The organism is Martinezella sp. CNPSo 3957, from assembly GCF_057784395.1.
This window is the reverse complement of record NZ_JBXSOU010000005.1, coordinates 264,657-280,248: the sequence shown is the minus strand read 5'-3', so window position 1 is coordinate 280,248 and position 15,592 is coordinate 264,657. Positions and strand designations below refer to the sequence as shown.

At 61.0% G+C, this 15,592-nt stretch carries 18 protein-coding genes; 9 read left to right on the top strand and 9 right to left on the bottom strand.

Annotation, left to right across the window (positions count from 1 at the left end; genetic code table 11):
* Positions 1 to 4: 4 nt before the first annotated feature.
* Entirely contained in the window at positions 5 to 907 is a 903-nt protein-coding gene (locus tag AC13QE_RS15145) for a choline sulfate utilization transcriptional regulator (protein ID WP_488484264.1), read from the top strand.
* A gap of 10 nt (positions 908 to 917) precedes the next feature.
* On the opposite strand, the gene otsA is transcribed toward AC13QE_RS15145, so the two are convergent.
* Together otsA and otsB are read right to left on the bottom strand one after the other, a co-directional pair.
* Complete coding sequence (otsA, locus tag AC13QE_RS15140; RefSeq protein WP_488484263.1) at positions 918 to 2,294, bottom strand: alpha,alpha-trehalose-phosphate synthase (UDP-forming); 1,377 nt, start codon at positions 2,292 to 2,294, stop codon at positions 918 to 920.
* A 47-nt stretch (positions 2,295 to 2,341) separates the two neighbouring features.
* Positions 2,342 to 3,136 carry a trehalose-phosphatase gene (gene otsB, locus AC13QE_RS15135; protein WP_488484262.1) on the bottom strand — a complete coding sequence of 265 codons (795 nt, stop codon included), beginning with the start codon at positions 3,134 to 3,136 and terminating at the stop codon, positions 2,342 to 2,344.
* Positions 3,137 to 3,796: 660 nt separating this feature from the next.
* On the opposite strand from otsB, the gene AC13QE_RS15130 reads away from it, so the two are divergent.
* On the top strand, positions 3,797 to 4,612 hold the full coding sequence (locus tag AC13QE_RS15130) for a class II glutamine amidotransferase (protein ID WP_488484261.1): 816 nt from the start codon (positions 3,797 to 3,799) through the stop codon (positions 4,610 to 4,612).
* On the opposite strand, the gene coaBC is transcribed toward AC13QE_RS15130, so the two are convergent.
* On the bottom strand, positions 4,599 to 5,810 hold the full coding sequence (gene coaBC, locus AC13QE_RS15125; RefSeq protein ID WP_488484260.1) for a bifunctional phosphopantothenoylcysteine decarboxylase/phosphopantothenate--cysteine ligase CoaBC: 1,212 nt from the start codon (positions 5,808 to 5,810) through the stop codon (positions 4,599 to 4,601). The genes AC13QE_RS15130 and coaBC overlap by 14 nt on opposite strands.
* Positions 5,811 to 6,046: 236 nt before the next feature.
* On the opposite strand from coaBC, the gene AC13QE_RS15120 reads away from it, so the two are divergent.
* A complete protein-coding gene (locus AC13QE_RS15120) occupies positions 6,047 to 6,493 on the top strand; it encodes a nuclear transport factor 2 family protein (RefSeq protein ID WP_488484359.1) in 447 nt (148 codons plus the stop codon).
* Positions 6,494 to 6,584: 91 nt separating this feature from the next.
* On the opposite strand, the gene AC13QE_RS15115 is transcribed toward AC13QE_RS15120, so the two are convergent.
* Positions 6,585 to 7,349 (bottom strand): SDR family oxidoreductase, encoded by a 765-nt coding sequence (locus AC13QE_RS15115; RefSeq protein WP_183810323.1) that lies wholly within the window; start codon positions 7,347 to 7,349, stop codon positions 6,585 to 6,587.
* A gap of 119 nt (positions 7,350 to 7,468) precedes the next feature.
* Between AC13QE_RS15115 and AC13QE_RS15110 the strand changes: the two genes are divergently transcribed.
* Entirely contained in the window at positions 7,469 to 8,425 is a 957-nt protein-coding gene (locus AC13QE_RS15110) for a LysR family transcriptional regulator (protein WP_488484259.1), read from the top strand.
* Here the strand turns inward: AC13QE_RS15110 and AC13QE_RS15105 are convergent, their stop codons facing one another.
* Entirely contained in the window at positions 8,426 to 9,301 is an 876-nt protein-coding gene (locus tag AC13QE_RS15105) for a LysR family transcriptional regulator (RefSeq protein ID WP_488484258.1), read from the bottom strand. It lies immediately after the preceding gene.
* Positions 9,302 to 9,399: 98 nt separating this feature from the next.
* Between AC13QE_RS15105 and AC13QE_RS15100 the strand changes: the two genes are divergently transcribed.
* From AC13QE_RS15100 to AC13QE_RS15080, 5 genes are all read left to right on the top strand, one after another.
* The gene (locus AC13QE_RS15100) at positions 9,400 to 10,683 is read left to right on the top strand and encodes an MFS transporter (protein ID WP_488484257.1); all 1,284 of its coding nucleotides are present in this window, start codon (positions 9,400 to 9,402) and stop codon (positions 10,681 to 10,683) included.
* Positions 10,684 to 10,698: 15 nt separating this feature from the next.
* Positions 10,699 to 11,085, top strand: a complete 387-nt coding sequence (locus tag AC13QE_RS15095; protein ID WP_132715642.1) for a VOC family protein — start codon at positions 10,699 to 10,701, stop codon at positions 11,083 to 11,085.
* 85 nt (positions 11,086 to 11,170) lie between these two features.
* The gene (locus tag AC13QE_RS15090) at positions 11,171 to 11,512 is read left to right on the top strand and encodes a metalloregulator ArsR/SmtB family transcription factor (protein ID WP_132715643.1); all 342 of its coding nucleotides are present in this window, start codon (positions 11,171 to 11,173) and stop codon (positions 11,510 to 11,512) included.
* Complete coding sequence (locus AC13QE_RS15085) at positions 11,496 to 11,978, top strand: SRPBCC family protein (RefSeq protein WP_132715644.1); 483 nt, start codon at positions 11,496 to 11,498, stop codon at positions 11,976 to 11,978. The genes AC13QE_RS15090 and AC13QE_RS15085 overlap by 17 nt, the downstream gene beginning before the upstream one ends.
* Positions 11,979 to 11,983: 5 nt before the next feature.
* Entirely contained in the window at positions 11,984 to 12,388 is a 405-nt protein-coding gene (locus tag AC13QE_RS15080) for a GFA family protein (RefSeq protein WP_132715645.1), read from the top strand.
* Here the strand turns inward: AC13QE_RS15080 and AC13QE_RS15075 are convergent.
* The 4 genes from AC13QE_RS15075 to ertB all read right to left on the bottom strand — a co-directional run bounded on the left by AC13QE_RS15075 (position 12,385) and on the right by ertB (position 15,556).
* On the bottom strand, positions 12,385 to 12,789 hold the full coding sequence (locus tag AC13QE_RS15075; RefSeq protein WP_132715646.1) for a type II toxin-antitoxin system VapC family toxin: 405 nt from the start codon (positions 12,787 to 12,789) through the stop codon (positions 12,385 to 12,387). The genes AC13QE_RS15080 and AC13QE_RS15075 overlap by 4 nt on opposite strands.
* The gene (gene vapB, locus AC13QE_RS15070) at positions 12,786 to 13,028 is read right to left on the bottom strand and encodes a type II toxin-antitoxin system antitoxin VapB (protein ID WP_132715647.1); all 243 of its coding nucleotides are present in this window, start codon (positions 13,026 to 13,028) and stop codon (positions 12,786 to 12,788) included. Before vapB ends, AC13QE_RS15075 begins: the two co-directional genes overlap by 4 nt.
* A 65-nt stretch (positions 13,029 to 13,093) precedes the next feature.
* Complete coding sequence (locus AC13QE_RS15065; RefSeq protein WP_132715648.1) at positions 13,094 to 13,768, bottom strand: spermine/spermidine synthase domain-containing protein; 675 nt, start codon at positions 13,766 to 13,768, stop codon at positions 13,094 to 13,096.
* Positions 13,769 to 13,894: 126 nt separating this feature from the next.
* Positions 13,895 to 15,556: a thiourocanate hydratase gene (gene ertB, locus AC13QE_RS15060; protein WP_132715649.1), complete on the bottom strand. Its 1,662-nt coding sequence runs from the start codon at positions 15,554 to 15,556 to the stop codon at positions 13,895 to 13,897.
* Positions 15,557 to 15,592: the final 36 nt, after the last annotated feature.

Here is a 15,592-nt window from a genome sequence, read left to right as displayed (position 1 = left end):
TTTTATGGCTGAACGTCTCGTCGATCTTGGTTGGCTGCGGATATTCTTGGAAGTGGGTCGTTCCGGCAGCCTTTCTGCCGCCGCTGCAGCGCTTGGCCTGACGCAACCCGCCGTCAGCTATCAGATTCGCCGCATCGAAGAGCAGGTGGGCGTGTCCCTGTTTCATCGCCAGCATCGCGGTGTCGTGCTCTCGCCCGAGGGGCAGCGCCTCTTCGAAATCGTAGAAAAGGCGGTCGGCGGTGTCGATAATCTGGTGCGCAGCTTCCGCGTCGAGGCGGAGCGCCCGTCCGTTCGTTTGCGCACCGACTATGCCTTTTCCGCTCTCTGGCTCATTCCCCGCATGCACGCGTTCCGGCTCCTCTATCCGGAAGTCGATATCCAGATCGTCGCCACGCAGCGGCTGGATCGCGGCGCTCCGGAAAGTGGCGATATCGCCGTCTTCTTCGGGACACGCAACGAGTTCGGTTCGGGCGCAACGCTGCTTCTGCCGGAGAAGGTCGTGCCGATCTGCACCAGAGGTTTTGCAGAGCGGCACGGCCCATTCACCGATCCCTCGCAGCTTGCCGGCACCACGCTTGTTCACCTCGATTCGGAAATGCCGTCGCCATGGTTCGACTGGCAGAGCTATCTTGCCGCCTTCGGCATTGCCCGGGATGCCTATGCCGGCCGCGGCGACCTGCGCTTCAACACCTACTCGCTCGTCGTGCAGGCGGCCCTCAGCGAACAGGGCGTCGCCATCGGCTGGATGGGTCTTGTCGATTCCCTGCTCAAAGCGCGGACGCTGGTGACGGTGGGTCCCATGCTGGAGGCGCCGGAGCGCGGCTATTGGCTGCTGCCGCCAGCGGCCGCAAATCCAGAGGCGGAGCGGCTGACGCAATGGCTGCTTGCCGAAGCCGCCACCGGATAGTCCTCATGCTCTATTCCGCCGTAAGATCGGCAAGAAACGTCTCGCACCAGCGCGATACGTCGTTTTCGAGGAGATAATCCATCATGCCGCGCCAGCGCTCCTGCCGCTCCTGCAGCGGCATGTTGATGGCCCGCGCCAGCGCATTGGCGGTGCCGTCGACATCATAGGGATTGACCAGCAGAGCGCCCTTCAGCTTGCGCGCCGCGCCGGCAAAGCGCGAGAGCACCAGCACGCCTGGGTTTTCAGAGTCTTGCGCCGCGACATATTCCTTGGCGACCAGGTTCATGCCATCGCGCAGAGGCGTCACCAGCCCGACCTTGGCGAGCCGATAGAGACCCGCCAGGATTGGGCGGCTGATCGAACGGTTGATATAGCGGATCGGCACCCAGTCGACCGTGCCGATCGCGCCATTGACCCGGCCGGCCTGTTCGGCAACCGCGTTCTGCATCGCCTCGTATTCGGGGACTTCCGAGCGGGATTTCGGCGTGATCTGCAGATAAGTGATGCTGCGCTGGTGGGCGGGGTTGTTGGTGATGAAGCGTTCGAAGGCATCGATGCGCTGTGTGATGCCTTTGGAGTAATCGAGCCGGTCGACGCCGAGGATCAGGTCGCGGCCTTCGATGCTCTGGCGCACTTTCTGTACCATGCTGTGCGACGCTGCCCTGCGGGCGAATTCGGCAAAGCCCGCCGTCTCGATACCGATCGAATAGGCGCCGCCGCGAAAGTCATGGCCATGCGCGCTGAAATGGCCGGGACTTTTCTCGATGCCCATTCCCTCGCGCTTCAGGCAGCCCGCGAAGTTTTCAAGATCGTAATCGGTTTGGAAGCCGAGCAGATCGTAGGAGGAGAGGCCGCGCATGATCTCCTCATGCACCGGCATGGCGAGCACGACATCGGCCGGCGGCCAGGGAATATGCAGGAAGAAGCCGATGCGGTTCTTCAGGCCCATCTGCCGCAGCTCCGCTGCAAGCGGGATGAGATGATAGTCATGCACCCAGATGATGTCGTCAGGCTCGATCAGGGGTGCGAGCCGATGGGCAAAGAAGCGATTGACGCGGAAATAGCCGGTCATTTCCTTGCGGGCATATTCGGCGAGATCGAGCCGGTAATGGCAGATCGGCCAGAGCACGCGATTGGCAAAACCCTGGTAATATTCCTCGACATCGGTCTGGGTCAGATCGGTGAGCGCATAGGTGATATTGCCGTCCTGCGTCATCCGCAGCGGCTCAGGCTCCGCGTCGCCGCTCGATTTGCCGGACCAGCCCATCCAGATGCCGCCGCGCTCGGCGAGCGCCGCCTGCAGCGCCACCGCGAGGCCGCCTGCCGCTGCGGCGCCTTTATGGTCGGGTACGGAAACACGATTAGAAACAATGATGAGTCGACTCACGAATTCTTCCTTTCGAGAAGGCTGGGAGACATCGCCATGATCGAAAATTACTTGACGAGCGTTCCCAGCACGTCCCTTAAACGCGCAGGTGAGCCAATGGATGCACGCGCCAGTGTTTTTCCGTTGGCATCGCCGATGCGCACGGATTGGCCGCCGAGACGGTTGGCGGCGGCAAACATCGTCTCGTCGGTCACGTCGTCGCCGATCGCGACCGGACGGCGTCCTTCGAAGGGCGTTTCTGACAGAAACGCCTCGACGGCATGTCCCTTGCTGGCGTGGGCGGGGCAGATTTCAAGGACCATTTTGCCGCGCTGAAGGTTCCAGTCGGGACCCGCTTCCTCCAGGTGGCGCTGCATGGCTTCGCCGATCTCGGCCTCATATGCAGGTGCATGGCGGAAGTGGACCGCGACGGCCGCCCCCTTGTCCTCGACGATGGCGCCGGGCCAGGCTTGGGCCTCGTAGGCGATGGTCTGCTTCATCGCCTGAAAGGCGGGCGGAATATGCGCCCGCCGCAGCCGTCCGGCCGCATCACGCCGTTCTGCGCCATGGAGGCCTGCGACGGGAAAGCGGAAGGGTGCAAAAAGAGGATCGACGAATTCGATGGCGCGGCCGGTGACCAAGGCCAGCGCGCCGCCGAGCTGGCGGGAAAGCGCATGGAGGGTACCGGGCAGATAATCGGGCACGACAATCGCTTCCGGCCTTTCGGCGAGATCGAGCAGGGTTCCGTCGATATCGAGGAACAAGGCCCAGTCCTGCGGATACAATGAGAGTGCGGTAAGGGCCGGCTCGTTCAGCGGCCTCGGCTTGGCTTCACCCTGTTCGGGCTGTTCCTGAGAAGACATGCTGGGTTAGCTAAGGCGCTCTTCCCGTTTGGCAAGGAAAAAACGAACGATTGAAAATCAAAAGGGGCCGCTTTAAGCGACCCCCCATGAGCTTTGGCCCGTAACTGGCCTGAAGCGGCAAACGCTTCGGGAAGGTGTTGATCAGAGCGAGGGCTGCCTCGCGACGCTCACAACCATTTCCATGCCGTATACAAAGACCGAAATCTCACTAGACATTGGATCACCTTCCTTTCGTTACGTTTCAGACAAGCTAAACGTAGCTCAAATTCGAGCTGATGCAAGGGGTTCGATCCACGGAAGCTTCACACTTATTGTCGCAGTGAAATGTGTTGCCCGCCGCATCTTGAGCAAGAGCGCTGCCGCAGCGGCCCTTACAAAAAAATGTTGCGATGCGAAATGTGAACGGACGAGGCGTCAAATATCTGTCATCTTGCGCCGCACGGCATGGAAAATTAAGACTTTATTACCCATTCCGCATAAACAATCGTCCTAGAGCCGGATGATTTTAGGTCGGCTCGACCTAAAATCTGAATCCGCTCTAGAATCGAAGAAGTAGAGCGTGATGTCGCCCGAAAACCGCCTACACTTTTCGGCATCACGCTCTGGATTTGCCATTCTCCCGCGGGACAGGAAGACAGCAGGAATCGGAGTGAGAGACGCATGTGTCGCTGGGCAGCCTATCGTGGAGACCCCCTCTATCTGGAGGAGCTGGTGTCTTCGCCTGCCCACTCCCTGATCGAACAATCCCATTGCGCCACGCGCGCCAAGACGGCGACCAACGGCGATGGCTTCGGTATCGCCTGGTACGGTGATCGGCCAGAACCGGGCCGCTACCGCGATATCCTGCCGGCCTGGTCCGATTGCAATTTGAAAAGCTTGGCGCGGCAGATCCGCTCGCCGCTCTTCCTCGCCCATGTCCGTGCTGCCACAGGCGGCGGCACGCGCCGCGACAATTGCCATCCCTTCGTCTTCGAAAACTGGTCGTTCCAGCACAATGGCCAGATTTCCAATTTCGATCGCCTGCGCCGGCCGATGGAAGCCATGCTCGACGACCGGCTGTTCCATGCCCGCAGCGGCACGACCGATTCCGAGCTCCTGTTCCTGCTGGCGATGCAATTCGGTTTGACGAGCAATCCAATTGCGGCGATCGCTCAGACCATCGGCTTCGTCGAAGGGCTGTCGTTGCATCTGACTGGCTCGGTGCTGGTGCGCTTCACTGCGGCCTTCTCCGACGGAAAGTCGCTCTACGCCATCCGCTATGCAACCGACCGCAAGGCGCCGACGCTCTATGCCTCGCCAGTCGGTGCGGGATACTGCCTCGTGTCGGAGCCGCTGAACGACGACATCGATGCCTGGCGCGAAATTCCCGATGGCAGCGCCGTCATGATCGATGATACCGGCGTCCATGTCACGCCCTTCCAGCCGGAGGAGCGCGTATCCGCAGAGCGCCAGCCGGTAGTCGCTATTCCTGCGTGAATTGAGCTGCTATTAGCGTCGCCAGCCGCACGGCCACTTCATCCTTGTCGAGATCCGGCCATTGCTCGACACCATCATGGCTGATGATCTTCACTTTGTTTCTCGCGCCGCCCATGATTCCGGTCGCGGGCGAGACGTCGTTGGCGACGATGAAGTCGGCGCCCTTGCGCTCCAGCTTGGCGCGGGCGTTGCTCTCGACATCCTGCGTTTCGGCGGCAAAGCCGATCACGAGTTTCGGCCGCTGCGTGTGATGTCCCACAGTCTTCAAGATGTCGGGGTTTTCCGTGAGCGCCAGCGTCGGGATCGATTCGCCGGGATGCTTCTTGATCTTCTGGTCCGATGCGGAGGCGACGCGCCAGTCGGCAACTGCGGCCACCATCACCGCGATATCGGCCGGAAGGGCCGCTAAAACGGCATCGCGCATCTCATCAGCCCGCTCGACATGGATGACGTGCAAGCCGACTGGATCGGGAATGGTGACCGGGCCGGAAACAAGTGTGACGTCGGCGCCCAGCGCCGCAAGTGCTGCGGCAATCGCATGACCCTGCCGTCCCGACGAGCGGTTGGCGATGTAGCGCACGGGGTCGATCGGCTCGTGTGTCGGCCCGGAGGTGACGACCGCCTTCTTGCCGGCAAGCGGCTTGGCGCCGTCATCCAGCCGTCGCTCGGCTGCCGCGACGATATCGAGCGGTTCCGCCATCCTGCCCGCGCCGCTTTCGCCGCTCTCGGCCATTTCACCCGTCATAGGGCCGATGAAGGCAATGCCGTCGCTGCGTAGAGTTTCGATGTTCCGTCTGGTTGCTGGATGCGCCCACATTTTCGGGTTCATCGCGGGCGCTGCAAGCACAGGCCGGTCGGTGGCGAGCAATATGGTCGAGGCGAGATCATCCGCCAGCCCGTTTGCCATCTTGGCGAGTAGATCGGCAGTTGCCGGGGCGATCAGCACGAGATCGCAGTCGCGCGCCAGCCTGATATGGCCGACATCCTGCTCGTCCTGCCGTGAAAACAGATCGGTGAAAACATGGTCGGCGGCAAGCGCGCCGACGGCAAGTGGCGTGATGAACTCCTGCGCACCCGATGTCATGACGGGCCGCACGCTCGCGCCGCGCTCGCGCAGCCGGCGAATGAGATCGAGGCTCTTATAGGCCGCGATGCCGCCAGAGATGATGAGAAGGATGCGCTTTCCTGCGAGAACCATGCCTGAACCCGTCGCCTGTTCTTTTGCCGATAAGCCTAAGCCTTTGGTGTGTCATAGGCAATCGCCGCGTGCTTCCATCGAGTTCGGTGTGTCGGTGATTGCGACGCAAGTGATCGAATTTTCCGCTATTTGCAGCCAATAATCACGTCGGCATCACCGACTTGTCATTTGCGGGCATCTTCGCCCTCGACAAAAGTGAATGTGTTAACGACTAAAGGAGCAACGTCTTGAAATTGATGAAAATCGCTGTCATCGCCCTGCCGATCCTGGCCGCTGCCATGCCGGCCTTTGCCGAACGCGCCTATTCGCCGCAAGAGCTGAAGAACAAGGAGATCGTTCTGGAGTTCTACCAGAAGGCGCTGAACGACAAGGATTTCGACGCGGCTTCCAAATATCTCGGCAAATACATCCAGCACAATCCTCTTGCCGCCGATGGTCCCGAGGGTCTGCGCGGCTTCCTCGAGTACCTGAAAAAGAACTACCCGCAGTCGAAGAGCGAGATCAAGCGCGTGATGGTCGACGGCGATTATGTGATCCTGCGCGTCCACGCTGTTCGCCAGCCGGGCGACCGCGGCAGCGCTATCGTCGACATTTTCCGTGTGGAAGACAACAAGATCCAGGAACATTGGGATTCGGTGCAGCCGATCCCCGAGACGTCGAAGAACAATAATACGATGTTCTGAATGGAGGGGCCGCCAGGGAAGTAGGATCCGCGGCCCGTCCTTATTCATTCAAAGCATTCCGACGCGACAATTGCGTCGGCTAAACACTCGGTCAGGTCCGCGTGATCGAGAGGCCGCCGTCAACGAGAGAAGCCGTGCCGCTGACGAAGCTTGCATCATCGGAGGCAAGATAGAGGACCGAGCGAGCGATCTCTTCCGGACCGGCGACGCGCTTCAGCGCATGTAGATTGGTAATGAAGGCCTGCTTTTCCGCAGTGTCGTTCATGTCGCGATACATGTCGGTATCGACGGCACCCGGCAGTACGGCATTGACGCGGACATTCTGCGGGCCGAATTCGGCGGCGAGCGTTTGAGTCAGGCCGATCAGGCCGGATTTGCTGGCGGCATAGGCGGCAACGCCGGGGAAGCTGACGGTGTGGCCGACGAAGGTCGACGTGAAAATCACGGAGCCGCCGCCGTGCTTTATCATTTCACCAATCTGATGCTTGGCGGCCAGGAAGGACGCGGTAAGGTTGATCGCCAGCGCTTCGGAAAAGCCTGCCTCCGAAACCTCGGTGCTGGGACCGGCCTCGCCGAGCGTGCCGGCATTGTTAAAGGCGATATCGAGCTTGCCGTAGCGCTCGACAGCAAGGGCGACCAGTGCCTTGTGATAGTCTTCCGAGCGCACGTCGCCGGCCAATACAGCTGCTTCACCGCCGGCGGCCTTGATCTCCGCGGCAAGGCTTTCCAGCTCTGCGACGCGGCGAGCGCCGACGACAACCTTGGCGCCCTCCGCGGCGAAGAGTTTTGCCGTGGCGCGGCCGATGCCGGAGCTGGCACCGGTGACGATTGCGACTTTTCCATTCAAGCGGTTCATCATTCCATCTCCTGTGTGAGGACGTGTCTTTCGGTTTGTCCGATATGTGGAAGATGGCCTTTTTCGATCGTTCGGATTAGTCTGCAAATAGTGGAATTCGAATTCGGAATTGCCGAACGATGTTGAAGATCGATGGGATAGTGACGTTTGTAACCGTAGCCGAAGCTGGCTCGATCAGTGAGGCGGCTCGACGCCTCCGCCTGTCGAAATCCGTCGTCAGCGAACGCCTGTCGGAAATGGAGAAGGCATTGGGAGCGACCCTGCTTCACCGCACGACCCGCAAGCTGACCCTGACGGAGGATGGTGCTGCCTTTCTGCAGCGCGCGACCCGCATCGCACAGGAGGTTCGCGAGGCGGCGGCCGATCTCGCCGAGCGGCGCGGCACGCTGATGGGACCTCTGCGCATTGCCGCACCCGTCACCTTCGGGCGCCTGCATCTGGGGCCGGCTCTCTACCCGTTTCTCGCCGCGCATCCGGAGATCGAACTGACGCTCGATCTCGACGACCGCCGGGTCGATGCCGCCTCGGACGGTTACGACGCGATCATTCGTCACGGCCTGATTGCCGACTCGCGCCTTGTCGCATGGAAGCTTGCCCGCAGCCGCCGCCTTCTCGTGGCTTCGCCGGATTATCTCAGCCGCAACGGCAAACCTGCTTCGCTCTCCGATCTCGAGGGTCATCGCGGTATTTTTTACACCAATCGCGGTGTCACCGACTGGCGTTTCGAGGGACCAGAGGGCGCGGTGGTCATCCGTGGAAAGCTGGCGCTGGGCGTGAACAATGGCGATGTCCTTCACGATGCCGCGATTGCCGGCCTCGGTATCGCATTGCTGCCGGCCTTCATCACCGGACCTTCGGTGAGGGAGGGGCGGCTTGTCGAGATCGACGTCGGCTACCAGCCGGAGCCGGAATTCATCTTCATGGCCCATCCGGAAGGGCGCAACCCCTCGGCCAAACTGCGTGCCATGGCCGATCATCTAAAGAAGGCATTCGGCGATCCGCCTTATTGGGAGCGGGAGCAATTCCAGCAAAAGTGTGAAGCGGTTTTGCGTCCGGAATTGCGTGAAAACAAATAGCTACGCAATCAGACTCATGAGGTTGGCGATGACGGGCGATCGCTGCGCCTTGAGACTGGCAAGGCCGAGACGCGCCACGACCGGCGGCCCGTCGATTTGCCGATAGGCCACGCCGTCGAGCTTGATCTGTGCGATCGAAGCCGGAACGATGGAAACGCCTAGGTTTGCGGCCACGAGATTGACGACGGAGGGGATCTGCGGCGCCTCCTGCGTCACCACGAGGTCGAAGCCCGCCTCGCGGCAGGCGGCGACGATATCGTCATAGAGGCTCAGCCCCACCATGCGCGGGAAGAGGATGAAGGGTTCGCCCACGAGCGCCGCAACCGGCACGCGTTCCTTACTCGCCAGAGGATGATGAGCCGGCAGCGCGATCAGCATCGGCTCATCGGCAAAACGCTTCAGGCGCACGTCTCTCGGATCTTCAAGGCCCGGGCGAATGAAGGCCGCGTCGATCTCGCCGCGCATCAGCCGCTCCATCAGCGCATTGGTGTTCATCTCGGTCAGCGATATCAGCACTTCCGGCCAATGCCGCCGAAACTCGCGAATGGTTGCCGTGACGATGGTGTTGAAGGCGGAAGAGGCGGTGAAGCCAAGCGACAGGCGGCCGATCTCGCCGCGATTGGCGCGCTGGGCGGCGAGCTTTGCCTTTTCCGCCGCATCGACCGCCATTTTCGCCTCCGCGAGAAACGCCTCGCCGGCCACCGTCAGTTCTGCACCATGCGGCACGCGGTGGAACAGCTGCGCACCCACTTCGTTTTCCAGGTCCCGGATCTGCTGGCTGAGCGGCGGCTGGCCGATACCGAGTTTGGCCGCCGCACGGGTGAAGTTTCCCGCTTCGGCCAGCGCCAGAAAATAGCGGATATGACGCAGCTCCATCGCTATCTCCAAAAGCTATTGAGATCGCCTGTTCCATATATTGGACTAATGGAGCTCGTCTGGCTAGATTCCAAGGCAAGAAAGGTCAGGTGCCACCGATGTTTCGCGCCGCAAGCAAGCAGCAAACCACTGTGTCCGAAGTTACCTCCCACCCCGAATTGACGCTCGTCAGAAACGAGCCGCCGACCGAGCCCCGCCAATTCCTGACGCGCGGCACGCCCGCCTTCCGCCGCGCGACCATTGGGCTGTTTCTCTCGGGCTTTGCCACCTTCTCGCTGCTTTATTGCGTGCAGCCGCTGATGCCGATCTTTTCTCAGGATTTCGGTATCACGCCTGCCGCAAGTTCGCTGTCGCTGTCGCTTTCGACGGGCTTCCTGGCCTTCGCGATCTTCGGCGCCGCCGCCATTTCCGAAAGCCTCGGCCGCCGCAGCCTGATGTTCATCTCGCTGCTCGGCGCGGCTATCTGTACGCTCGTCTGCGCGGTATCGCCGAGTTGGCATATGCTGCTTGCCGTTCGCGCGCTAGAAGGCTTTTTGCTGGGCGGCGTCCCGGCCGTCGCCATGACCTATCTGGCTGAGGAAATCGAACCGCGCGGCCTCGGCGGTGCCATGGGCCTCTATATCGCCGGCAACGCCTTCGGCGGCATGGCCGGGCGCGTGGTGACCGGCACGATCGCCGAATATCTGAGCTGGCGGCCGGCTTTGGCGACCGTTGGCATTCTCGGCCTGATCGCCGCCATCGGCTTCCTCTATCTGCTGCCGCCGTCGCGCAATTTTATGCCGCGAAAGGGCTTCGATGCCGGCTTCCATGTGAAGGCCTGGAGCGGTCATTTTGGCAATGCGGCGCTGCCGCTGCTCTTTGCCATCGGCTTTCTCGTCATGGGCTCCTTCGTAACGGTCTATAACTATGCCGGCTTCCGTCTTGTCGCCGATCCCTATGATCTCAACCAGACCGAGCTTGGACTGATCTTCACCGCCTATCTCTTCGGCATCGTCGCCTCGTGGGCGGCAGGCCTCCTCGGCGATCGCATCGGCCATTTCATCGTGCTGCCGATTGGCGTTCTGATCGCCGCGCTCGGTGCGGCGGTGACGCTTTCCAGCTCCTTGCCGCTGATCATTCTCGGCATTGTCCTGGTGACGATTGGCTTCTTCATGGCCCATTCCGTCGCCAGTGCGCTGGTGGGACGGCTGGCCGATGGCTTCAAGGGGCACGCCTCCTCGCTCTACCTGCTCGCCTATTATCTCGGCTCCAGTATAGCGGGCTCGGTCGGCGGCTATTTCTGGCTCGCCGATGGCTGGAATGCCGTGGTTGCCTTCATCCTGGTCATGCTGGCATTCTGTCTGGCCAGCGCCCTTGCCGTTGCCAGGCTGGCGCGTCGCTGAGCCCAGGAGGCCACCATGATCCGTATCGACCATCTCGATCATCTGGTGCTCACGGTTGCGAGCATCGAGGAGAGTTGCGATTTCTATACCCGTGTCCTCGGTATGGGTGTCGAAACTTTCGGGGAGGGCCGCAAGGCTCTCATCTTCGGCAACCAGAAGATCAATCTGCATCAAGCCGGCCGTGAATTCGAGCCCAAGGCCGATCGGCCGACACCGGGTTCGGCCGACCTCTGCTTCATCAGCACGACGCCGCTTGATGACGTTGTCGCTCACTTGCAAGCTGAGGCCGTCGCGATCGAGGAAGGCCCCGTGTGCCGAACCGGCGCGACCAGCCCCATTCTCTCCGTCTATTTCCGCGATCCCGACCAGAACCTGATCGAAGTTTCCAACGTCATTTCCTGAGATTGCGTGCCGGCAGCAGCTTCTTGACATCGCGCGCCTGCGTCATATATTAAACCAATAAGTTAATTAACTATATGGTTTACAAATGGACACGTTGAGCGCGACCCTTTCGGCCCTAGCCGATCCCACCCGCCGGGCGATCCTGGCGCGGCTGACGACCGGCGAGGCATCCGTCTCCCAACTGGCCGAACCCTTCGAGATGTCGCTGGTCGCCGTCTCCAAGCATTTGAAGGTGCTGGAGAAGGCCGGCCTGATCTCGAAGGGTCGGGAAGCGCAATGGCGACCCTGCCGGCTGGAAGCGAAGCCGCTGCGCCAAGTCGATGACTGGCTGGAGAGCTATCGCCAGTTCTGGAACGACAATCTCGATCGCCTAGAGGACTACGCAGCGCTATTGCAAAAGGGAGGAAAGAATGACCCCAGCAACTGAGGGCGGCAGCGTGCGGCCGCCGCGCGAGATCGTGCTGACCCGCGAGATTGCCGCGCCGCGTGCCCTGCTGTTTCGCCTCTGGACGGAACCGCAGCATCTGATGCACTGGTGGGGACCGCAAAACATGACGGCCCCATCCGTTTCCGTCGACCTGCGGGAAGGGGGCGCCTGGCGGCACTGCATTCTCACGCCGGAGGGCAAGGAATATTGGAGCCATGGCCGCTATCTGGAGATCGTTCCGCCCGAGCGCCTCGTCTTCACCTTCGCCTGGGAAAACCAGGAGGGGAGGCCTGAACATCCGATGCAGGTGACCGTCGAGTTTCATGAGCGCGGCGAGAAGACACGCCTCGTCTTCCGCAAGGTCGAGCTGCCTGACGATACAGAGCTGAGATTGCAGACCGGCGGCTGGGAACAGGCGCTCGACAAATACGCCGCCTACGCAGAAGCCACCTCAAGGGAAGGATGAGAGTAATGAAGAAGACCTATCACGGAAGTTGCCATTGCGGCGCGGTGAGCTATGAAGCTGATCTCGATCTGCAGAGCGGTACCTTCAAATGCAATTGCTCGATCTGCAAGAAGAAACGCAACTGGCTGGCTGTCGCCACGCCCGCCGATTTCCGCCTGACCTCGGGCGAAGACAACATTGGCGAATATCAGTTTGGCCCGCGCATCCTGCATCACCTCTTCTGCAAAAATTGCGGCATCAGCTCCTTCAACTGGGGTGAAAATCCAGCCCTCGGCGGCAAGTTCTATGCGATCAGCATCAGCTGCCTGGATAATGCCACCGATGAAGAGCTCGCCTCGCTTCCTGTCGGCTATTTCGACGGCCGCGACAACCGCTTCGATCGCGCGCCGGAGGAAACGCGCTATCTTTAGCCGCTCGGCAAGGACTCCCAGTCTTCAAAACGCAGCCGGTCAACGCGTTCGAACTCTCTGACATTGTGCGTTATCAGGATCAGATCGCGGGCGACGGCCTGCCCCGCGATCAAAACGTCATAGGCACCGATCGGTGTGCCAAGGGAAGCAAGGTTTGCGCGAATTTCGCCGGCCACACGGGCATCTTGCCCATCGAAGTCCAACGTCTCGAACTGAAGGGCTTCCACACGCGCAAGATTCTCGGCGACGCGCTGGCCCTTATAGGCACCATAAAACAGCTCGTGTGCCACGATGGCCGGAATGGCGAAATCTTGCGGCCTGTGTCTGCGCAGCTCGCTGACGAAGCCGGAATGTCCTTTCATCAGGGCGATGACGGCATTGCTGTCGAGCAGATACTTCACTTGAAGATATCCAGCTCGGGGCGTTGCTGCTCAGCGGGCTCTTCTTCGGTCGCTTCTACGAAGTCTTGATCAACCGGCCCTGTAACAGCTTCCAACCAATCCCAATCTTCGGCGATCGGCTCCAGAATGATTGCTTTTCCCTGCCGGCGGATGCGCACTTCCTCACCATCGAGGCGGAATTCCTTCGGCAAGCGCACGGCCTGCGAGCGGCCGGACCAGAAGATCTTTGCGGTGTCCATGCCATAACTCCTTTGAGATATGACATTGATATATAGCATCTCGAGCGCTATTTCAATTCGACGCGTTATGATCCCGATTTTGTGGCGAGCCAGATGACATGACGCGCGCCCGTTTTGCCATTGGCACGCGTATTGACCACCTCGGCGGCAAAACCGCTATCGCGCAGCCGTCTTGTGAAGCGCTCGTCAGACCCCGACGACCAGACCGCGAGCACACCGCCGGGCCGCAAGGCATCACGCGCTGCCTTCAGGCCCTGATAATCGTAGAGACCGTCATTGGCTTCCGACGTAATACCGTCAGGACCATTGTCGACATCGAGCAGGATGGCGTCGTAACTCGCCTTGCGGGCGCGGATAAGTGGACGCACATCGCCCTCGTGAATGGCGACGCGCGGATCGTCGAGACAACCGTCAAAGACCGTTTCCATCGGCCCGCGTGCCCAAGCGACGACTGCCGGAACCAGCTCCGCAATCGTGACCTTTGCATCCGCATCGAGTTCGCCAAGGGCCGCACGCAAGGTAAAGCCCATGCCGAGGCCGCCGATCAGTATGTGCGGCGCCTTCCGGCCCTTGATCTTCTCGCAGGAAAGCGTGGCTAGTGCCCGCTCGGAGCCGCTCAAACGGCTGTTCATAAGCTCGTTGGTGCCGAGCATGATGGAAAATTCCTGGCCGCGCTGCTTCAAACGCAGCTCGCCGCCGCCAGGGATTTTCGCAGTGTCGAGCAAGGTCCAGGGGATCACGGGCAACTCTCCAAAGCAATTCCAGGAAAAGTGCGCAGCGGTTTTCAGTCCGGAATTGCGTGTAAAACAGGTCGACTTGAATTGCCCGGGACCATAGTCTTTCGAAGCCGCTAAGAACAGGCGCGCTTATCCCAAACGGATATAGGGCACATCCTTTTTCGCAACTTCGTCCAGCGCTTCCTCGTAGCCGGCATCGGCATAGCGCATGACGCCGAGCGCGGTGTCGTTGGTCAATGCATGGTCGAGCCGTTCGTCGGCGGCAGCCGTGCCGTCGGCGACCACGGTGACGCCGCAGCTCGTCATGTAGCCGGCATAGCCGCCGCCGCCGGAATGGACGACGACGAGATCGGCCATGGACGAGCAGAGCATCATGGCGTCGATCAGCGGCCAGTCAGCGATGGCGTCGGAGCCGTCCTTCATGCGCTCGGTCATGATGTTCGGATGCGCCATGGCGCCGGCATCGAGATGGTCGCGCGAGAAGGCGATCGGGCCTTTGAGTTCGCCACTTGAAACAAGCTCGTTGACGCGGCGGGCCAGCGCCGTGCGCTCGCCATGGCCGAGCCACGCGATGCGTGCCGGCAGACCTTCGAAGGGCACGTGCTGGCGGGCAAGCTTGATCCAGTTGGTGATGATCTTGTTATCCGGGAACATTTCCAGCAGCAGATCGTCGATGCGGGCGATATCGCTTTCCTCGCCTGATAGCGCCATCCAGCGGAATGGACCGATGGCGCGGCAAAAGAGCGGTCGCAGATAGGCTTCGGTGAAGATCGGGATATCGAAAGCGTTCGCAACGCCGCCTTCCTTCGCCTGCGTGCGGATCAGGTTGCCGTTGTCGAAGACTTCGGAACCCTTCTTTTGGAAATCCAGCATGGCTTTCACATGTTCGACGATCGAGGCGCGGCTTGCCGCCATCAGCTGCCCCTGGCCGTCGTCGCGCAAGTCCCGAACCTGCTGCAGGTTCATGCCCTTCGGCACATAGCCATAGACGAGATCGTGCGCCGAGGTCTGGTCCGTGACGATATCGGGAACGATGCCGCGCCTTGCGATCTCGGGATAGATCTCCGCCGCATTGCCGACCAGCCCGACGGAAAGCGCCCGCTTCTCCTTGACGGCTGCATCGATCATCGCCAGCGCGGAATCGAGATCCGGGGCGATTTCCTGTAGATAGCCGATTTCCTGGCGCTTCCTCGCGCGCTCCGCATCGATATCGACGCAGAGGATGGCGGCACCCGCCATGCGGCCGGCGAGCGGCTGCGCGCCGCCCATGCCGCCGAGACCGGCCGTCAGCACGAAACGGCCGAAAAGATCGCCGCCGAAGCGACGCTCGGCAATGCGCATGAAGATTTCGTAGGTGCCCTGGATGACGCCCTGGCTGCCGATATATTGCCAGGCGCCGGCCGTCAGGCCACCCCAGCAGATCAGGCCCTTGCGCTGCAGTTCGTAGAAGACTTCCGCCTTCGCCCATTGCCCGACGATGTTGCAGTTCGCCATGATGACGAGCGGCGCCTTGTCATGCGTACGGATGAGGCCGATTGGCTTGCCGGACTGGATGAGCAGGGTCTGGTTCTCATCCATTTCGGTCAGCGCCTTGACGATGCCCTTATGCGCCGCCCAATTGCGGGCAGCCTTGCCGAGAGCGGCGTAGACGACGAGATTGTCCGGATCTTCGCCGACCGAGAGCACGTTTTCGAGCAGGCGCAGCAGGGCCTCCTGCCGCCAGCCTTTGGCACGCAGCTCCGGGCCGCCCGGAATGGGGAATTTCGGATGACGTGGATTGGCTTTCGGCATGGATTTCCCTTCCCTGTTTTCCTTGTTGTTTCGGTG